This is a genomic window from Microtetraspora sp. AC03309, from assembly GCF_020826795.1.
Lineage (GTDB): Bacteria > Actinomycetota > Actinomycetes > Streptosporangiales > Streptosporangiaceae > Microtetraspora > Microtetraspora glauca.
The window spans coordinates 34,366-58,084 of record NZ_JADDIL010000017.1 but is presented as its reverse complement, the minus strand read 5'-3'; the positions used below and the strand labels follow the sequence as shown (position 1 = coordinate 58,084).

The window sequence follows — 23,719 nt, the reverse complement described above, 5'->3', positions numbered from 1 at the left end:
CCCGGTACGCCTCAGTGCTCAGTGGAGCCGATCGGTTCGCTGAAGGCCATCAGCCGGAACCCCGTGACGACCTCGGGATGGATGCGGATCACGTGGTCCATGTTCCCGAAGACCCACGGCCTGAGCATCGCGCTGTAGCGCGCGACCTCGGCCTCGTCCCTGACGAGCCGGGCCGTGCCGAGGACGATCACGCTCCAGCCGAGATGGTCGTCCGGGTCGATCGCGTCGGCCTCGTACGCGACCACGGTGCCGTCGCCGTCGGCCGCCGAGGTGATCGCCGCGCCCAGGTGGGTGCGGATGATGATGTCGCCGCCGTCGAGGATGTGGTTGACCGGCCGGATCGCGGGGAGCGCCTGCAGGGTGAACACCACGCGGCCCATCGCCACGGAGGCGAGCAGCCGCAGAGATTCGTCCCGGGGCAGTTCCCGGAGCTCTCGTTCGTTCATGCTGGTTCGCCGCGATTCACAAACCCACCATGCCATTGGTAACGCCATGTCCCGCTAGGGACCAAAGTCCCGGAGAAAGGGTCATTCCTCCCTGACATGCGCTCTTGGGCCGAAGGTCCCTCAAGCCGGGGACCTCTGTGCCGCCGCGGCCGAGCCGTACGGCACTGCCGCGGATCCGGCGGGAGCGATGGACTTGAGGCATCACAGACGACAGGGAGAGGGGCTCACGATGGCGATCATGGAGCGGAACGAGCAGCAGGCGATGCGTGTGGTCCCGGCACCCGGGGCACACGCCGCGGCGGCGGCTCGCAGGCCGGTGGATTACGTCTGGGGGGTCGCCCGCATGGCGATCGGCTGGATCTTCCTCTGGGCCTTCGTCGACAAACTTCTCGGCTTAGGGTTCGCCACCCCCGAGAAGAAGGCGTGGATCAACGGCGGCAGCCCGACCACCGGATTCCTCAAGGGAACGGCCGAGAACACCTTCGGCGGCTTCTTCTCCGGGCTCGCCGGCCAGGGGTGGGCCGACTGGCTCTTCATGATCGGTCTGGCCGGGATCGGCACCGCTCTGATCGTCGGCGCGGGGGTCCGCGTCGCCGCGATCACCGGCGGTCTGCTCCTCGTGCTCATGTGGGCGGCCGAGCTGCCCCTGGCGAACAACCCCTTCATGGACGAGCACCTGATCTACGCCGTCGTCCTCGCCGGGCTCGCCCTCGCGAACGCCGGTGACACCCTCGGCATCGGCCGCTGGTGGGGCGGCACCGCGCTCGTCAGGCGGTACCCGATCCTCAAGTGACCGAAATCACTCGATCGACCCAGGTAGCCGCCACCCATCCACCGCCCGTCCTCGCGAAGAGGGCGGGCGGTGTGCTATGCCCGGAGTGGTATCACTTTGAGAGGGCGCGATATGGCGGACACCGAATCGGGATCATTCCTCCCGCGAATGCGGCTGGACGATCTCCTGGCCGAGCTGCAGAGCCGGCTGGAGGCCGTGCTCGCCACGCGTGACCGGGTGCACTCGCTGCTGGAGGCCGTGGTCTCGGTCGGCAGCGAGCTCGACCTGGAGACCGTACTGCACCGCATCGTCGAGGCCGCCACCGCCCTGGTCAACGCCTCCTACGGGGCGCTGGGAGTGATCGGGGACGAGAGCACCCTGGTCCAGTTCGTCCCGGTCGGCCTGTCCGAGGAGGAGATCGCCAGGATCGAGCACTGGCCGCACGGGCTCGGCCTCCTCGGGCTGCTGATCAAGGAGCCGCAGTCCCTCCGGCTGCGTGACATCGCCGATCACCCCGAGTCGTACGGCTTTCCCGCCGGCCATCCGCCGATGCGCTCGTTCCTCGGCGTCCCCATCCGCGTACGCGATGAGATCTTCGGCAACCTCTACCTCACCGAGAAGCGCAACGGCGAGTTCGACGAGGAGGACGAGGCGATCGTCACCGCCCTGGCCACGGCCGCGGGCGTCGCCATCGAGAACGCCCGGCTGTACGAGGAGACCCGGCGCAGGGAGGCGTGGCTCGAGGTCTCGTCCGAGGTGACCACGAGCCTGCTGTCCGGTGCCGACCCGCACGACGTGCTGGTGACCCTGGCCCGGCGCACCCGGGAGATGACCGACGCGGACGTGGCGACGATCTCCTTCGGCGCCACCCCGGAGGTGCTGCGGGTCGAGATCGCCGAGGGACTCGGGGCGGAGGAACTGCTCGGCATCGAACTGGCCGCCGAGGACACGGTGGCGGGGCTGGTGCTGCGCACCGCCGAGCCGCAGGTGGCCGACATCAGGTCCTGTCCCGGCAAGGCGCCGGTGGGCAAGGCGGGCCCGTCGTTGTCGGTCCCCCTCGGAAAGGGGCGGAACGTCCGGGGCGTGCTGGGCCTGGGCAAGCGCGGCGGACGCCTGCCTTTCAGCTCCGCCGACCTGCGGATGGTCCAGGCCCTCGCCGGTCAGGCCGCTGTCGCGCTCGAACTCGCCGAGGCCAGGAAGGACGCCGAGCGTCTCGGCCTGCTGGAGGACCGCGACCGCATCGCCAAGGACCTGCATGACGTGGTGATCCAGCGGTTGTTCGCGGCGGCGATGACGCTGATGAGCGTCGTCCGGCTGGTGGAGAAACCGGAGGTGACCGGGCGCGTCCAGCACGTCGTGGACGAGCTGGACGCGACGATCAGGCAGATCCGTTCCACGATCTTCGCGCTGCACACGCCGAGGGAGGAGGCGGCCACCACGGTGCGCGGGCAGCTCATGGACCTGGTGGAGTCGGCGCGCGGCCACCTCGGGTTCATGCCGGGCGTCCTTCTGGAGGGGGCGCTGGACACCGTCGTCACACCCAAGCTCGCGGACCATCTCCTCGCCGTCCTGCGCGAGGCCCTGTCCAACGTCGTACGGCACGCGCACGCGACCGAGGTGAACGTGACCGTGGACGCCCGTGACGGCGCCCTCCTTCTCGAAGTGGGCGACAACGGTGTCGGCGTGCCGGAGGAGGGGCGGCGCAGCGGTCTGCGGAACCTGGCCGAGCGGGCGGAGATCCTCGGCGGGACGTTCGAGGTGGTCCGGCGCGAGCCCAGGGGCACCTGCCTGCGCTGGCGGGTGCCCCTCAGCTGAGGCGCCTCCCGGTGACCAGTTCCGCGCGGATGGAGACGAGCTGGTCGTGGTGGCCGGGCCCCCACGGGACGAGCGGCAGCCGGGCCAGCCGCAGGACCTCTCCGGGCTCCTCGACCAGGCGCGCCGGGCCGACGGCGGTGACCGACCATCCCCTGCGGGTGACCGGGTCGAAGTGGTCCGCCTCGAAGGCGACGATCGAGCCTCGCGCCGCCTTCGACAGGCGGGAGCCCATGGTGGTGCGGAACACCACGTCCTCGCCGTCCAGCATGTAGTTGACGACCTGCACGGCGGGAAGGGCGCGCTCGGTGAACACGACGCGGCCGATCGGCGTCGTGGAAAGCAGCGACAGACACTCCGCCCGCGAGAGCTCCTGGAGCCCGGCCATGTCGAGGTTCATGCCTATAGGCTTCCGCACCCGGCATCCTACCCTGCAGGGACGAAGGTCCCCAGAGTGCCCGGCGTTCGGCTCGTTCGTCCCCGCTCCGGCAATCAACCTCCGCCTCCCGGGTACAGGGATGGTCATGAACGAAATGGCGCAGATCGACGCGTTCTGGCGTGCCGCCAACTACCTGTCGGTCGGGCAGATCTACCTGCTCGACAATCCGCTGCTCAAGGAGCCGCTGTCCCCCGAGGACGTGAAACCGCGGCTGCTCGGCCACTGGGGGACCACCCCGGGGTTGAACTTCTGTTTCGCCCACCTCAACCGGATCATCCGCCTGCGCGATCAGGACATGATCTACATCGCCGGGCCCGGTCACGGCGGTCCCGCCGCGGTCGCGCACGCCTGGCTGGAGGGCACCTACAGCGAGGTCTATCCCTCCGTGTCGCAGGACGCCGCGGGCATGAGCCGGCTGTTCCGCCAGTTCTCCTTCCCCGGCGGCATCCCGAGCCACGTCGCCCCGGAGACCCCCGGCTCCATCCACGAGGGCGGTGAGCTGGGCTACGCCCTCGCGCACGCGTACGGCGCGGCGTTCGACAACCCGGACCTGGTCGTGGCCTGCATCGTCGGCGACGGCGAGGCGGAGACCGGGCCGCTGGCCGCGAGCTGGCACTCGAACAAGTTCCTCGACCCGGCGCGGGACGGGATCGTGCTGCCGATCCTCCATCTGAACGGCTACAAGATCGCCAATCCGACGGTGCTCGCGCGCATCCCGGAAAGCGAGCTGATCAAGCTCATGGAAGGGTACGGCTACCGCCCGCACATCGTCTCCGGCGACGACCCCGCGGTCATGCACCAGCTCATGGCCGACACGCTCGACGAGGTCTTCGACGAGATCGCGGCGATCAAGGCGGGCTCGGGCGGCCGGTTGCCGATGATCGTGCTGCGCACGCCCAAGGGCTGGACGGGACCGCACGAGGTGGACGGCGTCCTGGTCGAGGGCACCTGGCGGGCCCACCAGGTGCCGCTGACCGACGTACGGGACCGCCCGGACCGGCTGGCCGCCCTGGAGGAGTGGATGCGCTCCTACCGCCCGGAGGAGCTGTTCGACGCCGCGGGGCGACCGGTGCCCGAGGTCACCTCCGGCGTGCCGCGTGGACCGCGCAGGATGAGCGCCAACCCGCACGCCAACGGCGGCGAGCTGCTGCGCCCGCTGGTGCTGCCCGACTTCCGTGACTACGGGGTCGAGACGAAGGCCCCTGCGACCGCGACCAGCGAGCCCACCCGGGTCTTCGGCACCTTCCTCCGTGACGTGATCGTCGCCAACCCGGACGACTTCCGGCTGATGGGCCCGGACGAGACGGCGTCCAACCGGTTGCAGGCGGTGTTCGAGGTGACCGACCGGGCCTGGGACGCCGAGCTGCTGCCGACCGACGAGCATCTCGCCCCCGAAGGCCGGGTGATGGAGGTGCTCTCCGAGCACCTGTGCCAGGGCTGGCTGGAGGGATACCTCCTGACCGGGCGGCACGGCCTGTTCAACTGTTATGAGGCGTTCATCCACATCGTGGACGCCATGTTCAACCAGCACGCCAAGTGGTTGTCCGCGTCGAGCAGGATCCCCTGGCGGCGTCCGATCGCCTCGCTCAACTATCTGCTGTCCTCGCACGTGTGGCGGCAGGACCACAACGGCTTCAGCCACCAGGACCCCGGCTTCCTCGACGTGGTCATGAACAAGAAGGCCGAGGTCGTCCGGGTGTACCTGCCGCCGGACGCGAACACGCTGCTCTCGGTGGGGGACCACTGCCTCCGGTCGCGCGACTACGTGAACGTCGTGGTCGCCGGCAAGCAGCCGACGCTCGACCTGTTCACGATGCAGGAGGCGGTGGCCCACTGCACCCGGGGGCTCGGCATCATCGACTGGGCGTCGAACGACGACGGCATGGAGCCGGACGCCGTCCTCGCCTGCGCGGGCGACGTCCCGACCCTGGAGACCCTGGCCGCCGCCGCGCTGCTGCGCGAGCACCTGCCCGAGCTGCGGGTCCGGGTGGTCAACGTCGTCGACCTGATGCGCCTGCAGCCGCCGAGCGAGCATCCGCACGGCATGACGGACGCCGAGTACGACACGCTGTTCACCGTCGACCGGCCGGTGATCTTCAACTTCCACGGGTACCCGTGGCTGATCCACCGGCTCACGTACCGCAGGAACGGCCACGCCAACCTGCACGTACGCGGCTACAAGGAGGAGGGCACCACGACCACACCCTTCGACATGGCGATGCTCAACGACATCGACCGTTTCCACCTGGTCATCGACGTGATCGACCGGGTTCCCCACCTCGGCACGCGTACCGCGCATCTGCGCCAGAGGATGATGGACGAACGGCTGCGCTGCCGCGCCTACACGCGCGAGTACGGCGAGGACGCGCCCATGATCCGCAACTGGGTCTGGCCGTACTGAGGTGCTGCGGTGCGTGCGCCCCATGGAAAATGGATTGCCTCGGGCGCATTGATCGCATTGGCTGGACGGCATGGCTGAACTGCGTACCGATCGCCTTGTCCTCCGTCGATGGCGCGACTCCGACCTTGAACCGTGGGCGGCGATGAATGCCGATCCCGAGGTTCGGGAGCACTTGGGCGACCTGCTGACCCGCGAGCAGAGCGATGCTTCCGTGGCTCTGTTCCAGGCCGAGTTCGACCAGCGAGGCTACGGGTGGTGGGCGGTTGAGGTGAAGGCCACGGGTGAGTTCATCGGCTTCGCGGGCTTGGATCAGGTGGATGACGGCATGCCGTTCACAGGAGTGGAGATCGGCTGGCGGCTCGCCCGCTCGGCCTGGGGGCACGGCTACGCTACCGAGGCCGCGCTGACAGTCCTGGCCCACGGCTTCGACACCCTTGAACTTCCCGAGATCCTCGCTGTGACCACGGCCACCAACTTCCGTTCGCAGGCGGTGATGCGCCGGATCGGCATGACTCGGGACCCGGCCGACGACTTCGACGACCCCACCGAGCCCGAAGGGCCACTGCGTCCGAACGTGCTGTACCGCATCGCCCGTAGTACAAGGTCCTGACGGTTTCCGCTGCGGCGTTCGGTCACAGCACTAGGCGAGCACGCGCAGGGCCAGCGACGCGATCTCCCACTCCTCGTCGGTCGGGATCACCATCACGGCGATGTCCGAGCCGGGCGGTGAGATGATCCGCTCGTCCTCCGCCTGGTTGCGGGCCGGATCGACGGCGATGCCGAGCCGTTCCAGTCCGCTCAGGGACCGCGCCCTGGTCCGCGCGTCGTGCTCGCCGACCCCGGCGGTGAACACGATCGCGTCGAGCCGGCCGAGCACGGCGTAGTACGCCCCGACGTACTTGCGTATCCGGTGGCAGTAGACGTCGAGCGCCAGCAGGGCGCCCTCGTCGCCCGCGTCGGCCTTCTCCCAGACCTCGCGCATGTCACTCGCCCCGGCGAGGGCCAGCATGCCACCGGCCCGCATCAGCGCCTCGTGGCTTTCGTTCACGCCCAGCCCGGCCGTACTGTCCAGGTACGAGGGCAGCGAGGGGTCAACGTCGCCGGACCTGGTGCCCATGACCAGGCCCTCCAGGGGCGTCAGGCCCATCGAGGTCTCCACGCTGCGGCCGCCCTTGATCGCCGTCGCGCTCGCGCCGTTGCCGAGATGGAGCACGATCAGGTCGGTCTCCTCCAGCGGCTTGCCGAGCACCTCCGCCGCGAGCCGGGAGACGTAGGCGCACGAGGTGCCGTGGAAGCCGTACCGCCGCACCCCCAGGTCCTCGGCCCAGGCGCGCGGCACCGCGTACGTGTACGCGTGCGGGGGCAGGGTCTGGTGGAAGGCCGTGTCGAACACGGCGACCTGCGGGACGCCGGGGAACGCCTTGCGTGCCACCCGGATCCCGTCCAGGTTGGCCGGATTGTGCAACGGGGCGAACCGGGACAGCTCCTCGATGGCGGCGGTCACCTCGTCGTCGATCAGGACAGGGCCCGTGAACCGGTCGGCGCCGTGGACGACCCGGTGCCCGACGGCGCGCAGCGGGACGTGCCTCAGGTCGGGGCCGGCCTGCGCGAACGCGTCGAGCGCCGCCCGCAACCCCGAGTCGTGATCGGGATAGGGCCGGTGCACCTCGTACGGCTCGGCGCCCGCCCGCGTGTGGGTGAGCGCGCCCCGCTCTCCGCCGATCCGTTCCACCAGGCCGACGGCGAGGCGGGTCCCGGACCCGGTGTCGATCAGCTCGTATTTGATCGACGAGGAGCCGGTGTTCAGCACCAGCACGAACGCGTGCTCGGATGTGTCCTCGGTCGCGTCCTCGCTTGTCGCGTCCTCGGTTGTGGCGTCCTCGGTTGTGGCCTCGCGCACAGAACTCCTCCAGACCCGGCCGAACCTGCCGTGATCAGCCTCCTTCCCCCGAGGGGACGGCACATGCTTTTTGGCAATCTTTCCGACTTTTCGCGTTCTCGTTACGGGGAAGGCGGAAGGTCCCCTCCCATGAGGACCAGCGGCCCTGGAAGGAGTCCCGCCGCTGGCGTGTCATGGATGTGCCGGGGACGAACGAGGAGGACATCATGATCATTGCTGCCACCGACGGCTCCCCCGCCGCGACGGCCGCCGTCGAATGGGCGGCCGACGACGCGGCGCGCAAGGAACTCCCGCTGCGGGTCGTCCACGTGGTGGACCGCCTGCCGTACGAGATCCCGCGCTATCCGATCCCCGGGGTACAGGAGTCCATCGTCCAGTCGGGCGAGCGGATCCTCCGGGACGCGCGCCAGGCCGTACGAACCCGGCAACCGGGCGTCGAGGTGACGACCGAACTGGTCTACGGCGTGCCGGCGCCGGTGTTGCGGCAGGAGGCCGAGCACTCCTCCGAGCTGGTGGTGGGCAGCCGAGGCAGGGGCGGCTTCGCCGGAATGCTGCTCGGCTCGGTCAGCTCGCACGTCGCCGGGCACGTCCACGCGCCCGTCGTCGTGGTACGGCCCGCCCCCGCCACCGCGTACGGCGAGATCGTGGTCGGGGTGAGCGAGTCGGAGGAGTGCGACCCCGCCCTGGCGTACGCCTTCGAGGAGGCCAAGCTGCGCGGGGCCCGGCTGCGTGGGATCTGTGCGTGGGAGCTTCCCGTGCACATCCTCGGACCGGAGGTCGTCTACGACGTGGAGGAGATCCAGCACGCCTTCCGCCAGGCCGCCACGGACAAGCTCGGAGAACTGGAGGAGCGGTTCCCCGAGGTCGAGGTCACGCTGGACGTCGTGCGCGGGCATCCCGTAGCGGCCCTGGTGGACGCCTCGGAGAAGGCGGACCTGGTCGTCGTCGGCTCGCGCGGACGCGGGGCCATCGGCGCCGCGGTGCTCGGCTCGGTGAGCCGTGCCGTACTGCACCACGCGCGCTGCCCGGTCGCGGTCGTCAGGTGAGGATCCGGCCTGCCGGGGTACCCCTGTGACATCCCGGCCTCCCGGGGGGCATCCCTGAGGCCGGTCCCGACGGCACGGGGGGAGCCGTTGTGGACAAGTTGTACCTGGCGCGATGGCAGTTCGGGATCACCACCGTCTATCACTTCATCTTCGTCCCGCTGACGATCGGCCTCGCCATCCTGGTGGCGTCCATGCAGACCACGTGGCACATCACCGGGAACGAGGTCTATCTGCGGATGACCAAGTTCTTCGGGAAGCTCTTCCTGGTCAGCTTCTTCATGGGCGTGGTCACCGGGATCTGGCAGGAGTTCCAGTTCGGGATGAACTGGAGCTCCTATTCCCGGTTCGTCGGCGACGTGTTCGGCGCTCCGCTGGCGATGGAGGGACTCCTCGCGTTCTTCCTCGAATCGACCTTTCTCGGATTGTGGATCTTCGGCTGGAACCGTCTGCCGCCCCTGGTCCACCTCGCCACGATCTGGCTGGCCGCGATCGGCACGGTCGCGTCGGCGTACTTCATCCTCGCGGCGAACTCCTGGATGCAGCACCCCGTTGGATACTGGATCAACCCGGACACCCGTAGGGCCGAGCTGACGAGCATCTGGGCCGTGATCAGCAATCCGACGAACCTGGTGACGGTCCCGCACGTCCTCTTCGCCGCGTTCCTCACGGCGGCGGGCTTCCTCGTCGGGGTCAGCGCCTGGCATCTGGCCAGACGCAGCGAGACCGCCCTGTTCCGGCCGGCGTTGCGGGCCGGGCTCGTGCTGCTGATCGTCGCGGGCATCGGCGCGGCGATCACCGGTGACATCCAAGCCAAGATCATGACCGTGCAGCAGCCGATGAAGATCGCCTCCGCCGAGGCGCTGTACGAGACGTCCACCCCCGCGCCGTTCTCCCTGTTCACCATCGGCAACCTCAGCGGCGAGAAGGCCATCTGGAGCCTGCGCGTGCCGCACGTGCTGTCCTATCTCGCCACCGGGAACTCCGACGGCACGGTCCAGGGCGTCAACGACATCCAGCGGGAGTACGTCGCCCGGTTCGGCCCCGGGGACTACCGCCCGTACATCCCGGTGACGTACTGGTCGTTCCGGCTGATGATCGGATTCGGTGGCCTGGCGAGCCTGCTCGGCCTGGTCGGCCTCTGGGTGAGCCGGCCGGGCAGAACTCCCGGGCGCTGGTTCTACCGGGCCGCGGTCGTCGCCATGGTGCTGCCCTTCCTCGGGAACACCGCGGGCTGGGTCTTCACCGAGATGGGCCGCCAGCCCTGGACGGTCTTCGGCGTGTTCAAAACCATCGAGAGCGACTCGCCCGGGGTCGACGTCGCCACGATCGCGATCTCGCTTGGCGCGTTCACGCTGATCTACGGGATCCTCGCCGCGATCACCGCCGTGATCATGGTGCGGATGGTCAGAGCGGGTCCCACACCGGCAGGAGGGAGTGAGGAACCACCCCACCTTCCCCACCTGACGTACTGACTCGGGGCTGGTCCGCCAAGAAACGGGGTTTGCTTCGCCGAGGAGGTCGGGCTGGTCCGCCGAAGAAGCCGGAGCGCTGGTTCGCTCAGGAAGCCGGAGTGCTGGTTCGCCCCGTTCGCCCAGGAAGGAGGCCGATGGAACTCGCCACCGTCTGGTTCATCCTCATCGCGGTGCTCTGGACCGGGTACTTCGTCCTGGAAGGCTTTGATTTCGGAGTCGGCATGTTGCTGCCGGTCTTGGGGCGGGACGACATCGACCGGCGCATCCTCATCAACACGATCGGACCGGTCTGGGACGGCAACGAGGTGTGGCTGATCGTCGCCGGCGCCGGGACGTTCGCCGCCTTCCCCGAGTGGTACGCCACCATGTTCAGCGGTTTCTACCTGGTGCTGCTGGTCATACTTCTCGCGCTCATCGCCCGAGGGGTGGCCTTCGAGTTCCGTGGCAAGCACGACTCCGACCGCTGGCGCCGCGGCTGGGATCGCGCCATCTTCTGGGGATCGCTCATCCCCGCCGCGCTGTGGGGCGTCGCCTTCGGCAACATCATCGCCGGAGTGCCCCTCGACGCCCGGCACGAATACACGGGGAACCTGCTCACCCTGCTCAACCCGTACGCGCTGCTCGGCGGCCTGGTCACGCTCGGCCTGTTCCTGTTGCACGGCGCGGTGTTCCTGTCCCTGAAGACCACCCACGAGCTGCGCGCCCGCGCGCGTGCGGTGACTCTGCGCCTCGCCCCGGTGGTCGCCCTCGTCGCGGTGCTCTTTCTCGCGGTGACTCAGGTCATGTACGGCAAGACGATCAGCCTGATCACGTCCGTGCTGGCCGTCGCCACCCTGCTCGCTGGGATAGGCGCCACCATCCGGCACAGGGACGGGTGGGCGTTCACCGCCACGGCCGCCACGATCATCCTCGCCACGGGCACGCTGTTCATCAACCTGTGGCCGAACGTGCTGCCGTCGAGTACGGCCGCGGCGAACAGCCTGACGATCACGAACGCCTCGTCCTCGCCGTACACGCTGCTGGTCATGACATGGGTCGCGGCCATTTTCCTGCCGCTTGTCCTGCTGTACGAGGGATGGAGCTACTGGGTCTTCCGCCAGCGCCTCACCCGTCCGCCGAGCTGAGCCGGGTTGATCGCGGCGTCGGTGGATTGTGGCGTTGGTGCCGGCGCTCGCGGCACCGGCACCAACGTGGGCCGTCCGCGTGGGCCGTCCGCGTGGGCCGTCCGCGTGGGCCGTCCGCGTGGGATCAGCCGCGTGGGATCAGCCGCGTCTCGCCGGTGGCCAGCCGTGTCCCCAACCGCCCTGCACCATCGTCTGGAACGCCCACCCATCCTCGGTGCGCACCAGCAGGTCGGCGTAGTGCATGCTCTCCCGCCTGCCCTCGATCGTCATCGTCGCCGTGGTCTCCACGAGCACGAGGTTCCGGCTGAGGAAGCGCGGCGTTCTCGTGGACTCCAGCCCGAGCCCCGCTGTGCCGCCGTTCATGGACTCCTTCATCGCCTCGACGTACTCCGCGCGCGTCCACTGGCGGACCGTCGCGAAGCCGTCCGGCGCGTCGGTGGCCAGGTTCATCGGGAATACCGCCAGATCGGCCAGCTTCTCGATCGCCCCCTGGTCGGCAAGTGTGTCGTACTCGGTGAACCAGTCTTCGATGCTGCGCAGTTCCTCGTCGTTCGGCTGGTACAACGTTCACGCTCCTTCTTGTCGTACGCTGTACCGTACACCATACGGCTGGATTTGCCACGTCGCGTCCAGCCCGGCGCGAAGGAGCGCCCGAACCGTTCACACGCCGGGCGCTCTCTTCCCCGGGCCTGATCTCGGGCAACGATCTTGTCGCCGAGCTTGCGGAGGTCATGGCCGGGCCGCCATGTCAGCTGCGCAGTCCTGCGTCAGCGCCGGGCCGCGCAGCTGGGCGGACGCCTGGTTGGACTGCTGAACAGGCCGAGGGGTGACGCTATGCGCAGGTCTTCTTCTCCGGGGCGCAGAACTTGACCTCTGGGTAGTTCGCCGACGGCTTGTTCAGCAAGGGCTGCGGCTTCTTGCGCAGGTGCTGGTCGAAGAAGGCCGCGACGTACCTGCGGGTGATGGTCATGGCACGGGCGCCGGGGATGTCGGCGCCGTCCTCAATGCCGAGCTGGTCCATCAGCACACCGTGATCGGTGAAGGACGTGTGCGCGGCCCCGGTCACGAGCAGCCAGCGCTTCCAGCCGTGCAGCCCCGCCCAGACACTCTCCCAGTTGGCGCCGGTGCCGGGCTGGCCCGGCGTGTACGTGGCGGGTTTGCCGAGCAGGAGGAACGGCCGGGACAGCCCGGCTACGGGAAGCGGTGCCGTCACGGTGCCGTCAACGTCGATGCCGGCACGCAGCCGGGGGTCGGCGGCCATGGCGGCGAGTGTGCTCGCTCCGCCGACGGACTGGCCGGACATGGCGATCTTGGAGGTGTTGATCAGCCGCGCGTCCTTCCACTTCGGGTGCGCGCCGGTCAGCTCGTCGAGCACGAAGGAGACGTCGGCGGCCCGGCCCTTCTCCAGCTTCTCCCACACAGTCGGGTCTTTCTTCATGTCGCACGTGACGCAGGTCGTGACCCGCCCGTCGGGAAAGGTCTGCGCGACGTTCTCGTAGGTGTGGTCGATGGCGGCCACCACATATCCCCGACTCGCCAGTTCCTCGGCCAGGGCTGTGAGTTCGGACCTGGGCTTGCTGTGCCCAGGAGAGAGCACGATGAGGGGCAGGCTGTGCGCGCCTCCTGCGGGGCGGGCGTCGGTGAAGGCGTTGGTGCGCACCTTGCTGAGCGTGTCGGCCGGGATGTTGGTGACGCCCCCGTTCTTGAGGAGCAGTTCGGACTCCGTGGGCGTCATGTATTGCGCCCGATGGCGGCCCGGCGACCTGGCCGGATACCACAGCGAGACCATGAGCTCGCGGGCCTTGACGCTGGGGACCCAGGGGTCGGGGCGCGAGGTGTCCTTGAGGTACAGGGACGTGGTGCCGACCGGTCGTGAGCCAGTGGGCATGGGCAAGTACGGCTCGGCAGCGCGGGCGGCGGAGGCGGGCCCGGCTTGGCCGAGGCCAGTGGCGGCCATGGCGGCGACGAGCCCGGCGACAGCGGCCAGGCGGCCTCGCCGCCAAGGCTTGCGCAGTTCACGCGTGGCCTGGGTCTGATTGTGGATCATCTGACTCATGCCGGATGACTATACCCCACGTATATACACTCAGCGCATAGTGCGCCGGGCCTCGTTGGGTTCGCCCGGGTGGTCCATGCGGCCGGCGGCGGTCTCCCGCCTCGCCTGCCCAGGCCCTGCGCCAGAACCTCGACGACGTCCTCATGCAGCAGCAGGCCGACTACGACCGCGCCCGAACGCCACGGCTCCTCCGGCTCCGCGGCAGTGGAGGGCAAGACCAGGGCTGAACCGCGTCCGGCGCGCGGTAGGCGACTCGGCCAGCACGAAGCGGACGGCCGCGTTCAGCAGGTGAGCCGGGGCCGCCGGCGAGCACGCGAAGAATCGAACGCTGAGTGATCGTCTCGTCGGCTCAATGTCTCAGCGTCTATGCGTGCCCGCACATAGATCTAGTCGCGGGTGAAACGGCGTAGGGCGCCGCGCAGCCGGTCCAGGAGCAGGGGTTGCGTACGCGCCGGGTAGGTGGTGTTGCCGGTGTCGCGTGCCTGGCGCAGCACCGTGAGGGCCTCCGCGGCTTCCGGGCGCTTTCCGGGCGTCTCGTCGCGCATCCGGCGCAGCAAGTCCATGATCTCGGGGGCGACGCCCGTGGCGGCGGTCTCGATGTCCGTACCCGGGGTGGGCAACTGCCCCGTGAGCAGTTGGAAGGCGATGATTCCGGCGGCGTACACGTCGGACGCGGCGGTCATGCGATCCGGCCTGAGCCGGCATTCAGGGGCCACGTAGTGCGTGTCCAGGACGTTGGGCAGCTCGTTGGCGACGGTGTGCTTGCGCGGTCCGGGTTTGGCGTAGTCGAAACCGGTGAGCACCGCCTGACCGCTGTCGGTGACGAGGACGCAGGCGGGGCTGAGGGCGCGATGGATGACCTGGTTGGCGTGGACGTGGGCGAGTCCGCTCAGGATGTCGTCCACCATGTCGAGCCGGGCGGCGGTGGCGGGCATCCGTCCGGCGAGGCGCAGGTGCAGCGCCTGCCCGTGTACGTCGTCGAGGACCAGGACGAAGCGGCTCTCGTCGTCGATGGCGAAGAAGTCCCGCGAACGCGCCACGCACGGGTGCGCGGGGATCTTGGCGAGGGCCTGGTAGGCGTTGGCGATCCGCCGCTGCTCGGCCACGCGCTGGTCCCGGTCGGCCAGCGGGTCCGCCTGGTACACCCGCAGCAGGACGGTCTCGCTGGCCGGGGCGGTGGCGTTGACGGCGCGGTATTCGGTGACCCGGTTGTCCCCGCCCAGCTGCTCCTCGACCTTCCAGTTGCCGAACCTGGGCGGCGCGGTCGAGCGGCGTACGGTGCCGTTGAGGGCTTCGATGAGCGCCGTGCGGTACGGCGTGGCGTCCGGGCTGCAGCCCTGCCTGACCCGGGAGGCGTCGCCCAGCATCCCGATGAGGCCGGTGAGGTTGGTGACGTGCCGGGCGTCACGGCCGTTGGGGTCGACGAGGACGGCGTCGGGCGCGGTCAGCACCACCACGCTGTCGACGTAGACGCGGTCGAGGCCCCGGTGGATGTCGAGGAGCACGCCCTTGAGGGCGCGGGCCGTACCGCGGAGCTTGGCCACGGGAGAGCCGAACGCCTCTCCGCCCCGCTGCGGGAACCAACGCGTACCGGAGACCTCGAACCGGCCGCGGGCGCCCTTGACGTCGATCACGCAGAGCGAGTGCCCGGTGATCACGATCACGTCGACCTCGAACAGGTCGCCGCCGCGCGGCACCTCGATGTTGTGGAGCAGTAGCCAGTCGTGTGGGGCATTGTCCCGCAGATGGGCGATGACCCTTCGCTCGGCGTCATTGACGGGGCTTCCGCCACCGACGATCTGAGCCATCTCCCCGTGCCGCCTTTCTCACCCACATTCCCGAACGTCATCCTTCTGGATACCGGTGCTCACGCGCCAGGTCGGATCGAGACTTCATGATCCGGACTCGGTGACCACAGCCGGGTGTCGTGGGTCTTCGACGCGGACGACGATGTCGGCGACCTGTGACGGTCTCGCTTCGTGTTCATACCGAGTGTAAGCGGGCAGTCGCCAACGGTGTTCGCCCAGGGTGCGTCGAGCGAGTGCCGCCTCGGAAAGCCAGAGGTGTACGGCAAGATCGAACGGCAGGTCGCGGCCGAGCAGCAGGGTCCCGTCCAGCAGCAATACCGCGCCCGGCGGCAGGGTGACGTAGGGGGCGCGGGTCGCCCGGTCCCGGGCACTGTCCCAGAGCGCGGGCAGTACCCTGCCGGTCCCGCCGGGTTCGAGCGGCCCGAGCACCTCGCGGACCAGCGCTCCGGTGTCCAGCCAGTCGGTGTAGAACGCGTCGGGGTCGCTACGGCCGAACTCCAGGCGGAGCGAGGCCGGGCGGAGGAAGTCGGACGCCGAGACCCGCAGCACCTCCCGTCCGCGCAGGCGGAGCGGGTCCACCAGGTCGTCGGCCAGTCGTCCCGGGTCGGTGGCCGGCGCGCCGTCGAGCGCGACGCGCACCCAGGACGGCCTCGGAGCCGAGGCGATCCGGTCGGCGAGCTCCTCGACCAGCAGTGGAGGAGACACGGGGCGTGCGCGCACACCTCCACCGTACTGATCTCGGGGGACGGCGCGCGCACGCCATTCCCGGTTTGGTTCCACGTGAAACATGCCATCTGGGTGAAACGTGCCATCTGCACCAAGCCGGGCTCGTGATGGGCCGCGTGGCGCGGGTCCGGGGGCGGGCGCGTCCGTCAGAGGGTGATGAAGGTCAGCCCCCGGCTCTGGAGTGCGGGGATGACGTTCGACAGGGCGCGCAGGGTCTCGGCGCGGTCGCCGCCCCCGTCGTGGCACAGCAGGATGCTGCCGGGCTTGGCGCGCAGCAGATCCGTCTCGATGGCTGAGGCGCCGGGGCGGGACCAGTCCCTGGGATCGATGTCCCAGTCGAGCGGTTGCATACCGTTGCTCGCGATGGTGTCGAGCACGGCGGGCGACCAGGACCCCCCGGGCGCGCGGAACAGCCGCGTGGTGACGCCGGTGGTGTTCCAGATCTCGCGGTGGGCGCCGGTGACCTCGGAGCTCATGCGTTCGGACGACAGCCCGGCGAAGGGCTGCGGGTGGCTCATCGTGTGGTTGCAGATGGCGTGCCCCGCGGCCGCGACCCGTTTCGCGAGATCGGGATGCTCGCGAACCGCGTCGCCGATCACGCAGAAGGTGGCCACCACGTGGTGCTGGGCCAAAAGGTCGAGGACGCGCGGCGTCCACTCCGGGTCGGGCCCGTCGTCGATGGTCAGGGCGATGGCGTTCGGCGGCGCCGCCGGGTTGAGTTCGCTGATCTGGTGGATGGGCTTTCGGGTCGGAACCGCGACCGGCTGGAACATCGGGCTGGGCGAAGGACTGGGTGAGGGGCTGGGCGAGCGGGTGGGGGTGCGGTTCGCGCCGCGTGTCCGGGACGCGTCCGCGACGGGACGCGATCCCGGCGCCGATGTGTCCGCGCAGGCCGCCAGCGTCCCTTGGACGGCGACCAGAACCCCGAGGTAGATGGCCCGGCGTCTCCCCATTTCGTCCATGTCGTCCTCTTTTCCGGTAAGGGGTCAGCTCAGAACCAAGGCCGTGCCACTTCTCTGGAGTCCTTCGAACGTGGAGCTCCTTCGGGCGTGAGGTTCCTCCGGGCGCGTCGAGGTCGGTCGAGCCCGCTGGGCGCCGCGAGCCCCTGAAGCGCCTCCGTGACGAAGCTCCGGTGAACTCCTCGGAAGAAAAGGGGGAGATGCGCGTCTTTGTCCGCCCTATCGTTGTCGCCGCGAAATGGGGCGTGACAATGTCGCTCGATGCCGTATGGGAGAGAACATTCAACGCACGCCCCAGCCGGATGCATACCTCGTCGTCGTGTTCGTCGATCGACCTGACGGTCCACGCCCGTTCGGGAATGGCGGTGCCGTGGGCGGTGACGTACGGTTCGATCTCCAGGATCGTCCGGCCGCTCTCGGGGAGTCGTGTGGCCCGTAGCGTTATGTCGGGGAAGAGATGAGAATGCGGAACCGCGATCTCGCCGGTATGCGTGGTTCGGCCCTCCGTTCGGAATCCGTGCGCGCCGTGCATATCCCCGCGACGCCCAATTTCCCCCTGGTTGTACGGGTGGATTTCTCGGCTGGAAAATAAGATCATTTATCGGGCTGGAGCCGTAGGCCGCGGAATCTGAGGAGAGGATCGCCAGGGTGGATGCCGAACGGGTTCCGTTCGAGGAGTTGGCCGACGCCCTCATCGAGGCGCTCGAAGACGCCTCCGCCGCTTTGAGCCGCGTCCTCGAGACCGGAGGATGGCCGCAGAAGGTGCTGGCGAACCGCAAGGTCGCCGACCAGGGAACCGTGTCGAAGTGGCTCAGTGGCGGCGAACAGCTGTCCAAGGGCAACAAGCTGCCCGGCGCCGACGTGATGCACAAGATCATCAAGGCGCTCGACCTGTCCAGCGCCGAGGCCGAGGAGCTCCTCGCCCTGGGGCGCCGCATCGACGCGCTGCGGGAGCGGATGCAGGCCATGGAGCGGGCCTGGCGGATCCGGGCGAGCAACCGCTACGCCGCACGGGCGCGGGAGTCCGCCTTCGCGATGGGACCGGCGGGCACGGCGCGAGGCGCCACCGGCGAGGAGCGGGCGGCCCCTTGGCGGAAGAAGGCCCTGCTCTTCGGCGCGAGCGGCGCGGCGGCGGTCGCGGTGAGCTGGGTGATCTGGCAGTTGTGGCCGCCCACGGGAAAGCCGTCCGTCCCCACGGCGCTGTCCGGTGCGGCGGTGTCCGTGATCGCGAGCCCGACGTCGGCGCCCCCCGACGTGGTCCCGGAGTACGGCATGCACCTGGTGACCAAGAGCATGGCCGTACGCCTTCCGTCGCGCTCCTGGACCCAGAATGCCTCGGGCGACATCGAGATCTGGGAGAACAAGACCTGCCCGCCGGGCGTCGCCGCGTACTGGATCGCCCTGCGGCCGAAGGGTGAGACGGTGCGGTTCGCCTGCAACTCCTGGCAGTACCACAAATGGACCGGAGTCCCGGCCGGGACCCATTTCCTGGAGGCGTGGAAGGCGGACGACGGCCTGGCCATCACCGGGGAGAGCGTGGTGCGCTCCAGCGTGCCGATCATCGAGCATCCCAAGTCGCCCGCGCCGTCACCCTGACAGGAGGTAAACCCGCGAACGCGGGGGAACGACCTCCCCGAGACGACGGGGGGTCGGGCGATGAGACTTGCGGGTGCCCGCGTAATGATCACTGGCGCGTCCTCGGGCATCGGGGCCGCGACCGCGCGGGCGATGGCCGTGGCCGGGGCCGACCTCGTGCTCTCCGGTCGTGACCGGGAGCGGCTCGACGCCGTCGCGGCGGAGAGCGGAGGGCTGGCCGTCAGGGGCGACCTCACGACGGACGTCACGGCCCTGGTCGAGCGCGCGGGCCCCGTGGACGTCCTGGTCGCCAACGCGGGATGCGGGTGGGCCGGGCCGCTCACGGCGATGCCGGACGGCACCGCCGAGCAGCTGATCGCGGCCAACCTGACCGCCCCGATCAGGCTGACCCGGCTGCTGCTGCCCGCCATGGTCGAGCGCGGCCGGGGGCACCTCGTCTTCGTGGCCTCGATCGCGGGAGCGGTCGGCGTACGCGACGAGGCGGTCTACGCCGCGACCAAGGCGGGGCTGATCGCCTTCGCCGAGAGCCTGCGGTACGAACTGCGCCGGGTCGGCGTCTCCGTCGTGCTGCCGGGCGTGGTGGACACGCCGTTCTTCGCGCGGCGCGGCGCGGCCTACACCCGGCGGTGGCCCACGCCGATCCCGGCGGAGCGGGTCGCCAGGGCCATCGTGGCCGCCGTCGAGCACGGCCGTCCCGAGTCGTTCGCTCCGGCCTGGCTGCGGGTGCCCGCCCGGCTGAAGGGCGCCGCTCCCGGCCCGTTCCGGGCGCTGGCCGATGTCTTCGGCGCGCCGGTCAGTCGCCGCGCACGGCCCGGAGCGACTCCTTGAGCGAGGAGAGCGTGGCGAACACGGCGGTGGGTTCGTAGCCGCAGTGGGCCATGCAGTTCGCGCAACGGGGATCGCGTCCCCGGCCGTAGGACTCCCAGTCGGTGTCCTCGACCAGCTCCCGGTAGGTCGCCGCGTACCCGTCGGACATGAGGTAGCAGGGGCGCTGCCAGCCGAACAGCGAGTACGACGGGATGGCCCACGCCGTGCACGGGAAGTCGACCTTGCCCTCCAGGAAGTCGAGGAACAGGGGCGTGTGGTTGAACCGCCACCGCCGCCGGTTCCCGCCGGAGAACGCCTTGCGGAACAGTTCCCTGGTCTCCCGTACGCCGAGGAAGTGGTCCTGGTCGGGCGCCTTCTCGTACGCGTACCCGGGCGAGATCATCATCTCGTCGACCTTGAGGTCGTCGTTGAGGTAGTTGAGCACGTCGATGACGGTCTGCGGGCTGTCGGTGTTGAAGAACGTGGTGTTCGTGGTGATCCGGAACCCGCGGCGCCTGCATTCCCGCACCGCGGCGACGGCCTCGTCGAACACGCCCTCCTTGCACACCGACGCGTCGTGCCGCTCGCGCATCCCGTCGAGGTGGACCGTCCAGGCGAAGTACCGCGACGGCTCGAACTGGTCGATCTTCTTGGGGATCAGCAGCGCGTTCGTGCAGAGGAACACGTACGTCTTCCTGGCGACGAGTTCCCGCACCATCTCCGCGATCTGCGGGTGCATGAGGGGCTCGCCGCCGGCGATCGACACCATGGGGGCCCCGCACTCCTCGACGGCGGCGATGGCCTGCTCGACCGGCATGCGCCGCTTGAGCACGTCGGCGGGATGCTGGATCTTGCCGCAGCCCGCGCATTTCAGGTTGCAGGCGAACAGCGGCTCCAACTCCACCAGGAGCGGGAACTTGGCCCGCCCCCGCAGCCTCTGGCGGAGGATGTAGCCGCCGATGCGCAGGGCTTGGCGAACCGGCATCGTCATCTCGATCGCACCTCCTTGGGCAACGTGAACTGGATGGTCTCCTCGGCCACCCTGCGCTCCTCGACGGTCACCGGCCCGAGCCCGCCGAGGGCGGCCACGACCGCGTCCACCAGGGCGGGCGGGGCGGAGGCGCCGGCGGTCAGCCCGACCGCGCGGGCGTCCGCGAGCCAGTCCAGGGCGATGTCTCCGGGGCCGTCGATCAGGTGGGCGGGGGCGGCGCGGCCCGCGACCTCGGCCAGCCGCCGCGAGTTGGACGAGTTGGCCGAGCCGACGACGAGCACCAGGTCGGACTCCTCGGCCACCTCGCGTACGGCGTGCTGCCGGTTGGTGGTGGCGTAGCAGATGTCGTCCTTCTGGGGGCCCTCGGCGTCGGCGAACCGGTCACGGATCGCGGCGGCGATGTCGGCCGCCTCGTCCACGGCGAGGGTGGTCTGCGTCAGGTAGGACACCCGCCGGCCGTCGGGGAGCGCCGCCACGTCGTCCACGTCCTCGACGAGGACGACGGAGTCCGGGATCTCGCCGAGGGTGCCCTCGATCTCCTCGTGCCCGGCGTGCCCGATCAGGGCCACCAGGTCGCCGCGGGCGGCGAACCTGCGCGCCTCGGCGTGCACCTTCGTGACCAGCGGGCAGGTCGCGTCGATCACCCGCAGGCCGCGCCGCGTGGCCTCGTCGCGTACGCCGGGGGACACGCCGTGCGCGGAGAAGACCGTGACGACCCCCTCGGGCACCTCGTCGAGCTCGTCGACGAAGACGGCCCCGCGCTCCTCCAGCTCGCGTACGACGTGCAGGTTGTGCACGATCTGCTTGCGCACGTAGACCGGAGGGCCGTACCGGTCCAGGGCGCGCTCGACGATCTCGATGGCCCGCTCGACCCCGGCGCAGAACGACCGGGGCGCGGCCAGCAGTACCAGGCGCGGTCCGCCGGCCGCCGCCCAGCGGGTCAGCGGCGGGCCGACCTGGCGCAGGGTGCGGCAGGCCAGGACGCCACCGCGGATGGTCGCCGGGCGCAGCAGCGGGACTTCGGGGGTGTCGACGATGACCCGAACCGCGGCGAAGGGCCGGCCCGCCGCGGTGGCCGCCACCGGCCCCGACTCCATGTCGACGGCCAGCGCCCCCTCGTCCGCCAGCCGCCGGCGCTCCGCCCCCGTCACGATGTGATCGGAGGTGACCAGCGGCCCGACGCGTACGGGCAGGCCCGCGCGGGCCAGTTCCCCGGCGAGGAGCGGCGCGGACGGGCAGGGCAGGGTCCGGCCGTCGAACCGGACCTCGCTCGCCACCACCACGTCGCCGGGCCGCAGCCCGCCGCCGAGGGCACCGCCGAAACCGGTCACGGCCAGCGCTCCGGCCTTCCCCAGGCGCTCCTCGGCGTAGGCGGCGTGGCCGGGCCCCATCCCGGTCCTGATCACCTCCACGCCGCCGGCCGAGGACGGGATGCCGTCACGTACGGCTCTCGCCTCGATGCCCAGGGCGGTGCAGATCAGCAGATCGGTCACGGCGAAGCCCCCTCGTCACCGGCCCGCACGTAACGCCCCAGCGCGCTGATGGGGAAGACGAGCCGGTAAAGGTGGTAGTTGATGTAGAAATCGCCGGGGAACCCGGTGCCCGTGAAGTAGGGCTCGTCCCATGTGCCGTCCGGACGCTGCTCGCCGACCAGCCACGCCACGCCGCGCTCCACCGCCGGTGAACGGATCTCCCCGGCGGCGAGCAGGGCCAGGAGCGCCCACGCGGTCTGCGAGGCCGTGGATCGCCCCCGGCCGATCCAGGCGGGGTCGCGGTACGAGCGCAGGTCCTCTCCCCAGCCGCCGTCGTCGTTCTGGTGCGCCTCCAGCCACGAGACCGCCCGCCGTACGCAGGAGGCGGTGGGGCGCACCCCGGCCGCGACGAGCGCGGGCACCACGGCGCCGGTGCCGTACACGTGGTTGGCCCCCCAGCGGCCGAACCACGACCCGTCCGCCTCCTGCGCCTTCAGCAGCCAGACGACGGCCCGCCGTACGACGTCGGAGGCGGGCTGCTCGACCGCGAGAGCCTCGACGACGTGCGCGGTGACGTCGGCGGACGGCGGGTCGATGATCGCGCCGAAGTCGCAGAACGGCAGGCGTGTGCACAGTTCGCGGGTGTTGTCCGCGTCGAAGGCGCCGAAGCCGCCGTCCCGCGACACCATGCCGTCGACCCAGCGGAGGGCGCGGTCGATGGCGGGGCGGGCGTCCGGGTGCTTCACCCGGCGCAGGGCCAGGATCGCCTCGGCCGTGTCGTCGATGTCGGGGTAGCCGTCGTTGTCGAACTCGAACGCCCACCCGCCCGGCGCGAGCGACGGCCGCCGTACGCTCCAGTCGCCCGGCCCCTTGACCTCCTCGCCGAGCACCCAGTCGGCCGCGTTGACCAGCGCCGGATGGTCGCCGGACAGGCCCGCGTCGAGCAGGGCGTTGACCGCGAGAACGGTGTCCCACACCGGGGACTGGCACGCCTCCAGTCTGCGGCCCCGCTCGTCCCTGATGGTGAACCTGTCCAGGCCGTCGAGGCCCTTGCGCATGACGGGGTGGTCCAGGCGGTAGCCGCACAGGTCGAGGGCGATCAGCGAGTACACCCACGGGGGCTGGATGCCGCCCCACGATCCGTCCAGCTCCTGCCGCGTCACGATCCATTCGGCCGCGCGCCGGATCGCCGCCCGCCGCAGCCCCGGGATCGGATGCCTCTGGTACCGGTGCAGCATCCGGTCCAACGTGAGGAAGAAGCCGTCCCAGCCGCCGCGTACGGCACGCGGGGAGGGCCGTCCGGTCCGCAGCTCGGCCAGGCCGAACGGCAGCGGCCGCACCGGGCGCCGCGCGCTCACGATGGTGAGCGGCACGATCGTCTGCCGGGCCCAGCACGCGAAGTCGTAGACGTTGAGAGGGAACCACGGCGGCAGGAAGATCATCTCAGGCGGGAGGACGGGCAGGTCCTTCCACCGCCACTGGCCGAACAGCGCCAGCCAGATGCGGGTGAACACCCGGGACGCCTCGATCCCGCCGGAGTCCCGGACGAACCCGGCCGCGGCCCGCATGTGCGCCGCGTCGACCGGGTCCCCGGCCAGCCGCAGCGCCGCGTACGCCTCGATGGTGGTGGACAGGTCGCCCGGTCCCGCGTGGAAATTGGCCCAGGTGCCGTCGTCGCGCTGCTGGGAGCGGATCCAGCGGGCCGCCTCCGCCGTCTCCTCCTCCGTGCGTACGCCGAGGAACTGCCGCAGCAGCAGGTCCTCGGCGTCCATGGTGACGTTCGTCTGCAACTCGGCCTTCCACCACCCCTCGGGCGTCTGGAGGCCGAGCAGGTGATCGCAGGCCGCGTCGAGGGCGAGCGCGGCGGAGCTGGGAGCGGCGACTGTCGTCAT

At 70.2% G+C, this 23,719-nt stretch carries 20 protein-coding genes; 9 read left to right on the top strand and 11 right to left on the bottom strand.

Annotation, left to right across the window (positions count from 1 at the left end; translation table 11 throughout):
- Positions 1 to 11: 11 nt before the first annotated feature.
- Entirely contained in the window at positions 12 to 446 is a 435-nt protein-coding gene (locus IMZ11_RS12380) for a pyridoxamine 5'-phosphate oxidase family protein (RefSeq protein ID WP_061261645.1), read from the bottom strand.
- A gap of 238 nt (positions 447 to 684) precedes the next feature.
- On the opposite strand from IMZ11_RS12380, the gene IMZ11_RS12375 reads away from it, so the two are divergent.
- Both IMZ11_RS12375 and IMZ11_RS12370 read left to right on the top strand, forming a co-directional pair.
- Entirely contained in the window at positions 685 to 1,239 is a 555-nt protein-coding gene (locus IMZ11_RS12375; protein ID WP_374462263.1) for a hypothetical protein, read from the top strand.
- 147 nt (positions 1,240 to 1,386) lie between these two features.
- A complete protein-coding gene (locus IMZ11_RS12370; protein ID WP_228640876.1) occupies positions 1,387 to 3,033 on the top strand; it encodes a GAF domain-containing protein in 1,647 nt (548 codons plus the stop codon).
- On the opposite strand, the gene IMZ11_RS12365 is transcribed toward IMZ11_RS12370, so the two are convergent.
- Positions 3,026 to 3,430, bottom strand: a complete 405-nt coding sequence (locus IMZ11_RS12365; RefSeq protein WP_228640874.1) for a pyridoxamine 5'-phosphate oxidase family protein — start codon at positions 3,428 to 3,430, stop codon at positions 3,026 to 3,028. The two genes, IMZ11_RS12370 and IMZ11_RS12365, sit on opposite strands and share 8 nt — an antisense overlap.
- A 124-nt stretch (positions 3,431 to 3,554) precedes the next feature.
- Here IMZ11_RS12365 and IMZ11_RS12360 point away from each other — a divergent pair, with 124 nt between their 5' ends.
- Entirely contained in the window at positions 3,555 to 5,870 is a 2,316-nt protein-coding gene (locus IMZ11_RS12360) for a phosphoketolase (protein ID WP_228640872.1), read from the top strand.
- A gap of 70 nt (positions 5,871 to 5,940) precedes the next feature.
- Positions 5,941 to 6,480 (top strand): GNAT family N-acetyltransferase, encoded by a 540-nt coding sequence (locus IMZ11_RS12355; RefSeq protein WP_228640870.1) that lies wholly within the window; start codon positions 5,941 to 5,943, stop codon positions 6,478 to 6,480.
- A gap of 30 nt (positions 6,481 to 6,510) precedes the next feature.
- Here the strand turns inward: IMZ11_RS12355 and IMZ11_RS12350 are convergent, their stop codons facing one another.
- Positions 6,511 to 7,770 carry an acetate/propionate family kinase gene (locus IMZ11_RS12350; RefSeq protein WP_228640868.1) on the bottom strand — a complete coding sequence of 420 codons (1,260 nt, stop codon included), beginning with the start codon at positions 7,768 to 7,770 and terminating at the stop codon, positions 6,511 to 6,513.
- Between the two features lie 206 nt (positions 7,771 to 7,976).
- On the opposite strand from IMZ11_RS12350, the gene IMZ11_RS12345 reads away from it, so the two are divergent.
- The 3 genes from IMZ11_RS12345 to cydB all read left to right on the top strand — a co-directional run bounded on the left by IMZ11_RS12345 (position 7,977) and on the right by cydB (position 11,412).
- The gene (locus IMZ11_RS12345) at positions 7,977 to 8,816 is read left to right on the top strand and encodes a universal stress protein (RefSeq protein WP_228640866.1); all 840 of its coding nucleotides are present in this window, start codon (positions 7,977 to 7,979) and stop codon (positions 8,814 to 8,816) included.
- A gap of 89 nt (positions 8,817 to 8,905) precedes the next feature.
- Positions 8,906 to 10,288, top strand: coding sequence for a cytochrome ubiquinol oxidase subunit I (locus tag IMZ11_RS12340; protein WP_228640864.1), 1,383 nt, complete (start codon positions 8,906 to 8,908; stop codon positions 10,286 to 10,288).
- Positions 10,289 to 10,422: 134 nt separating this feature from the next.
- Positions 10,423 to 11,412 (top strand): cytochrome d ubiquinol oxidase subunit II, encoded by a 990-nt coding sequence (gene cydB, locus IMZ11_RS12335; protein ID WP_228640862.1) that lies wholly within the window; start codon positions 10,423 to 10,425, stop codon positions 11,410 to 11,412.
- 138 nt (positions 11,413 to 11,550) lie between these two features.
- On the opposite strand, the gene IMZ11_RS12330 is transcribed toward cydB, so the two are convergent.
- The 5 genes from IMZ11_RS12330 to IMZ11_RS12310 all read right to left on the bottom strand — a co-directional run bounded on the left by IMZ11_RS12330 (position 11,551) and on the right by IMZ11_RS12310 (position 16,964).
- Positions 11,551 to 11,976, bottom strand: a complete 426-nt coding sequence (locus IMZ11_RS12330) for a nuclear transport factor 2 family protein (protein WP_228640860.1) — start codon at positions 11,974 to 11,976, stop codon at positions 11,551 to 11,553.
- Between the two features lie 268 nt (positions 11,977 to 12,244).
- On the bottom strand, positions 12,245 to 13,468 hold the full coding sequence (locus tag IMZ11_RS12325; protein ID WP_228640858.1) for an alpha/beta hydrolase: 1,224 nt from the start codon (positions 13,466 to 13,468) through the stop codon (positions 12,245 to 12,247).
- Positions 13,469 to 13,854: 386 nt separating this feature from the next.
- Positions 13,855 to 15,276, bottom strand: a complete 1,422-nt coding sequence (locus IMZ11_RS12320; RefSeq protein ID WP_228640856.1) for an NERD domain-containing protein kinase family protein — start codon at positions 15,274 to 15,276, stop codon at positions 13,855 to 13,857.
- Positions 15,277 to 15,360: 84 nt separating this feature from the next.
- Positions 15,361 to 15,996, bottom strand: coding sequence for a uridine kinase (locus IMZ11_RS12315; RefSeq protein ID WP_228640854.1), 636 nt, complete (start codon positions 15,994 to 15,996; stop codon positions 15,361 to 15,363).
- A gap of 152 nt (positions 15,997 to 16,148) precedes the next feature.
- On the bottom strand, positions 16,149 to 16,964 hold the full coding sequence (locus IMZ11_RS12310) for a polysaccharide deacetylase family protein (RefSeq protein WP_228640852.1): 816 nt from the start codon (positions 16,962 to 16,964) through the stop codon (positions 16,149 to 16,151).
- Between the two features lie 645 nt (positions 16,965 to 17,609).
- Here IMZ11_RS12310 and IMZ11_RS12305 point away from each other — a divergent pair.
- Positions 17,610 to 18,557 (top strand): hypothetical protein, encoded by a 948-nt coding sequence (locus IMZ11_RS12305; RefSeq protein ID WP_228640850.1) that lies wholly within the window; start codon positions 17,610 to 17,612, stop codon positions 18,555 to 18,557.
- An 84-nt stretch (positions 18,558 to 18,641) separates the two neighbouring features.
- Positions 18,642 to 19,385, top strand: coding sequence for an SDR family oxidoreductase (locus IMZ11_RS12300; RefSeq protein WP_255706345.1), 744 nt, complete (start codon positions 18,642 to 18,644; stop codon positions 19,383 to 19,385).
- Here IMZ11_RS12300 and hpnH read toward each other — a convergent pair.
- The 3 genes from hpnH to shc are packed head-to-tail and all read right to left on the bottom strand — an operon-like array spanning position 19,351 to position 23,719.
- Positions 19,351 to 20,355 (bottom strand): adenosyl-hopene transferase HpnH, encoded by a 1,005-nt coding sequence (hpnH, locus tag IMZ11_RS12295; protein WP_228640846.1) that lies wholly within the window; start codon positions 20,353 to 20,355, stop codon positions 19,351 to 19,353. The two genes, IMZ11_RS12300 and hpnH, sit on opposite strands and share 35 nt — an antisense overlap.
- Complete coding sequence (gene ispH / locus IMZ11_RS12290; protein ID WP_228640844.1) at positions 20,352 to 21,848, bottom strand: 4-hydroxy-3-methylbut-2-enyl diphosphate reductase; 1,497 nt, start codon at positions 21,846 to 21,848, stop codon at positions 20,352 to 20,354. The genes hpnH and ispH overlap by 4 nt, the downstream gene beginning before the upstream one ends.
- A complete protein-coding gene (gene shc / locus IMZ11_RS12285; RefSeq protein ID WP_228640842.1) occupies positions 21,845 to 23,719 on the bottom strand; it encodes a squalene--hopene cyclase in 1,875 nt (624 codons plus the stop codon). The genes ispH and shc overlap by 4 nt, the downstream gene beginning before the upstream one ends.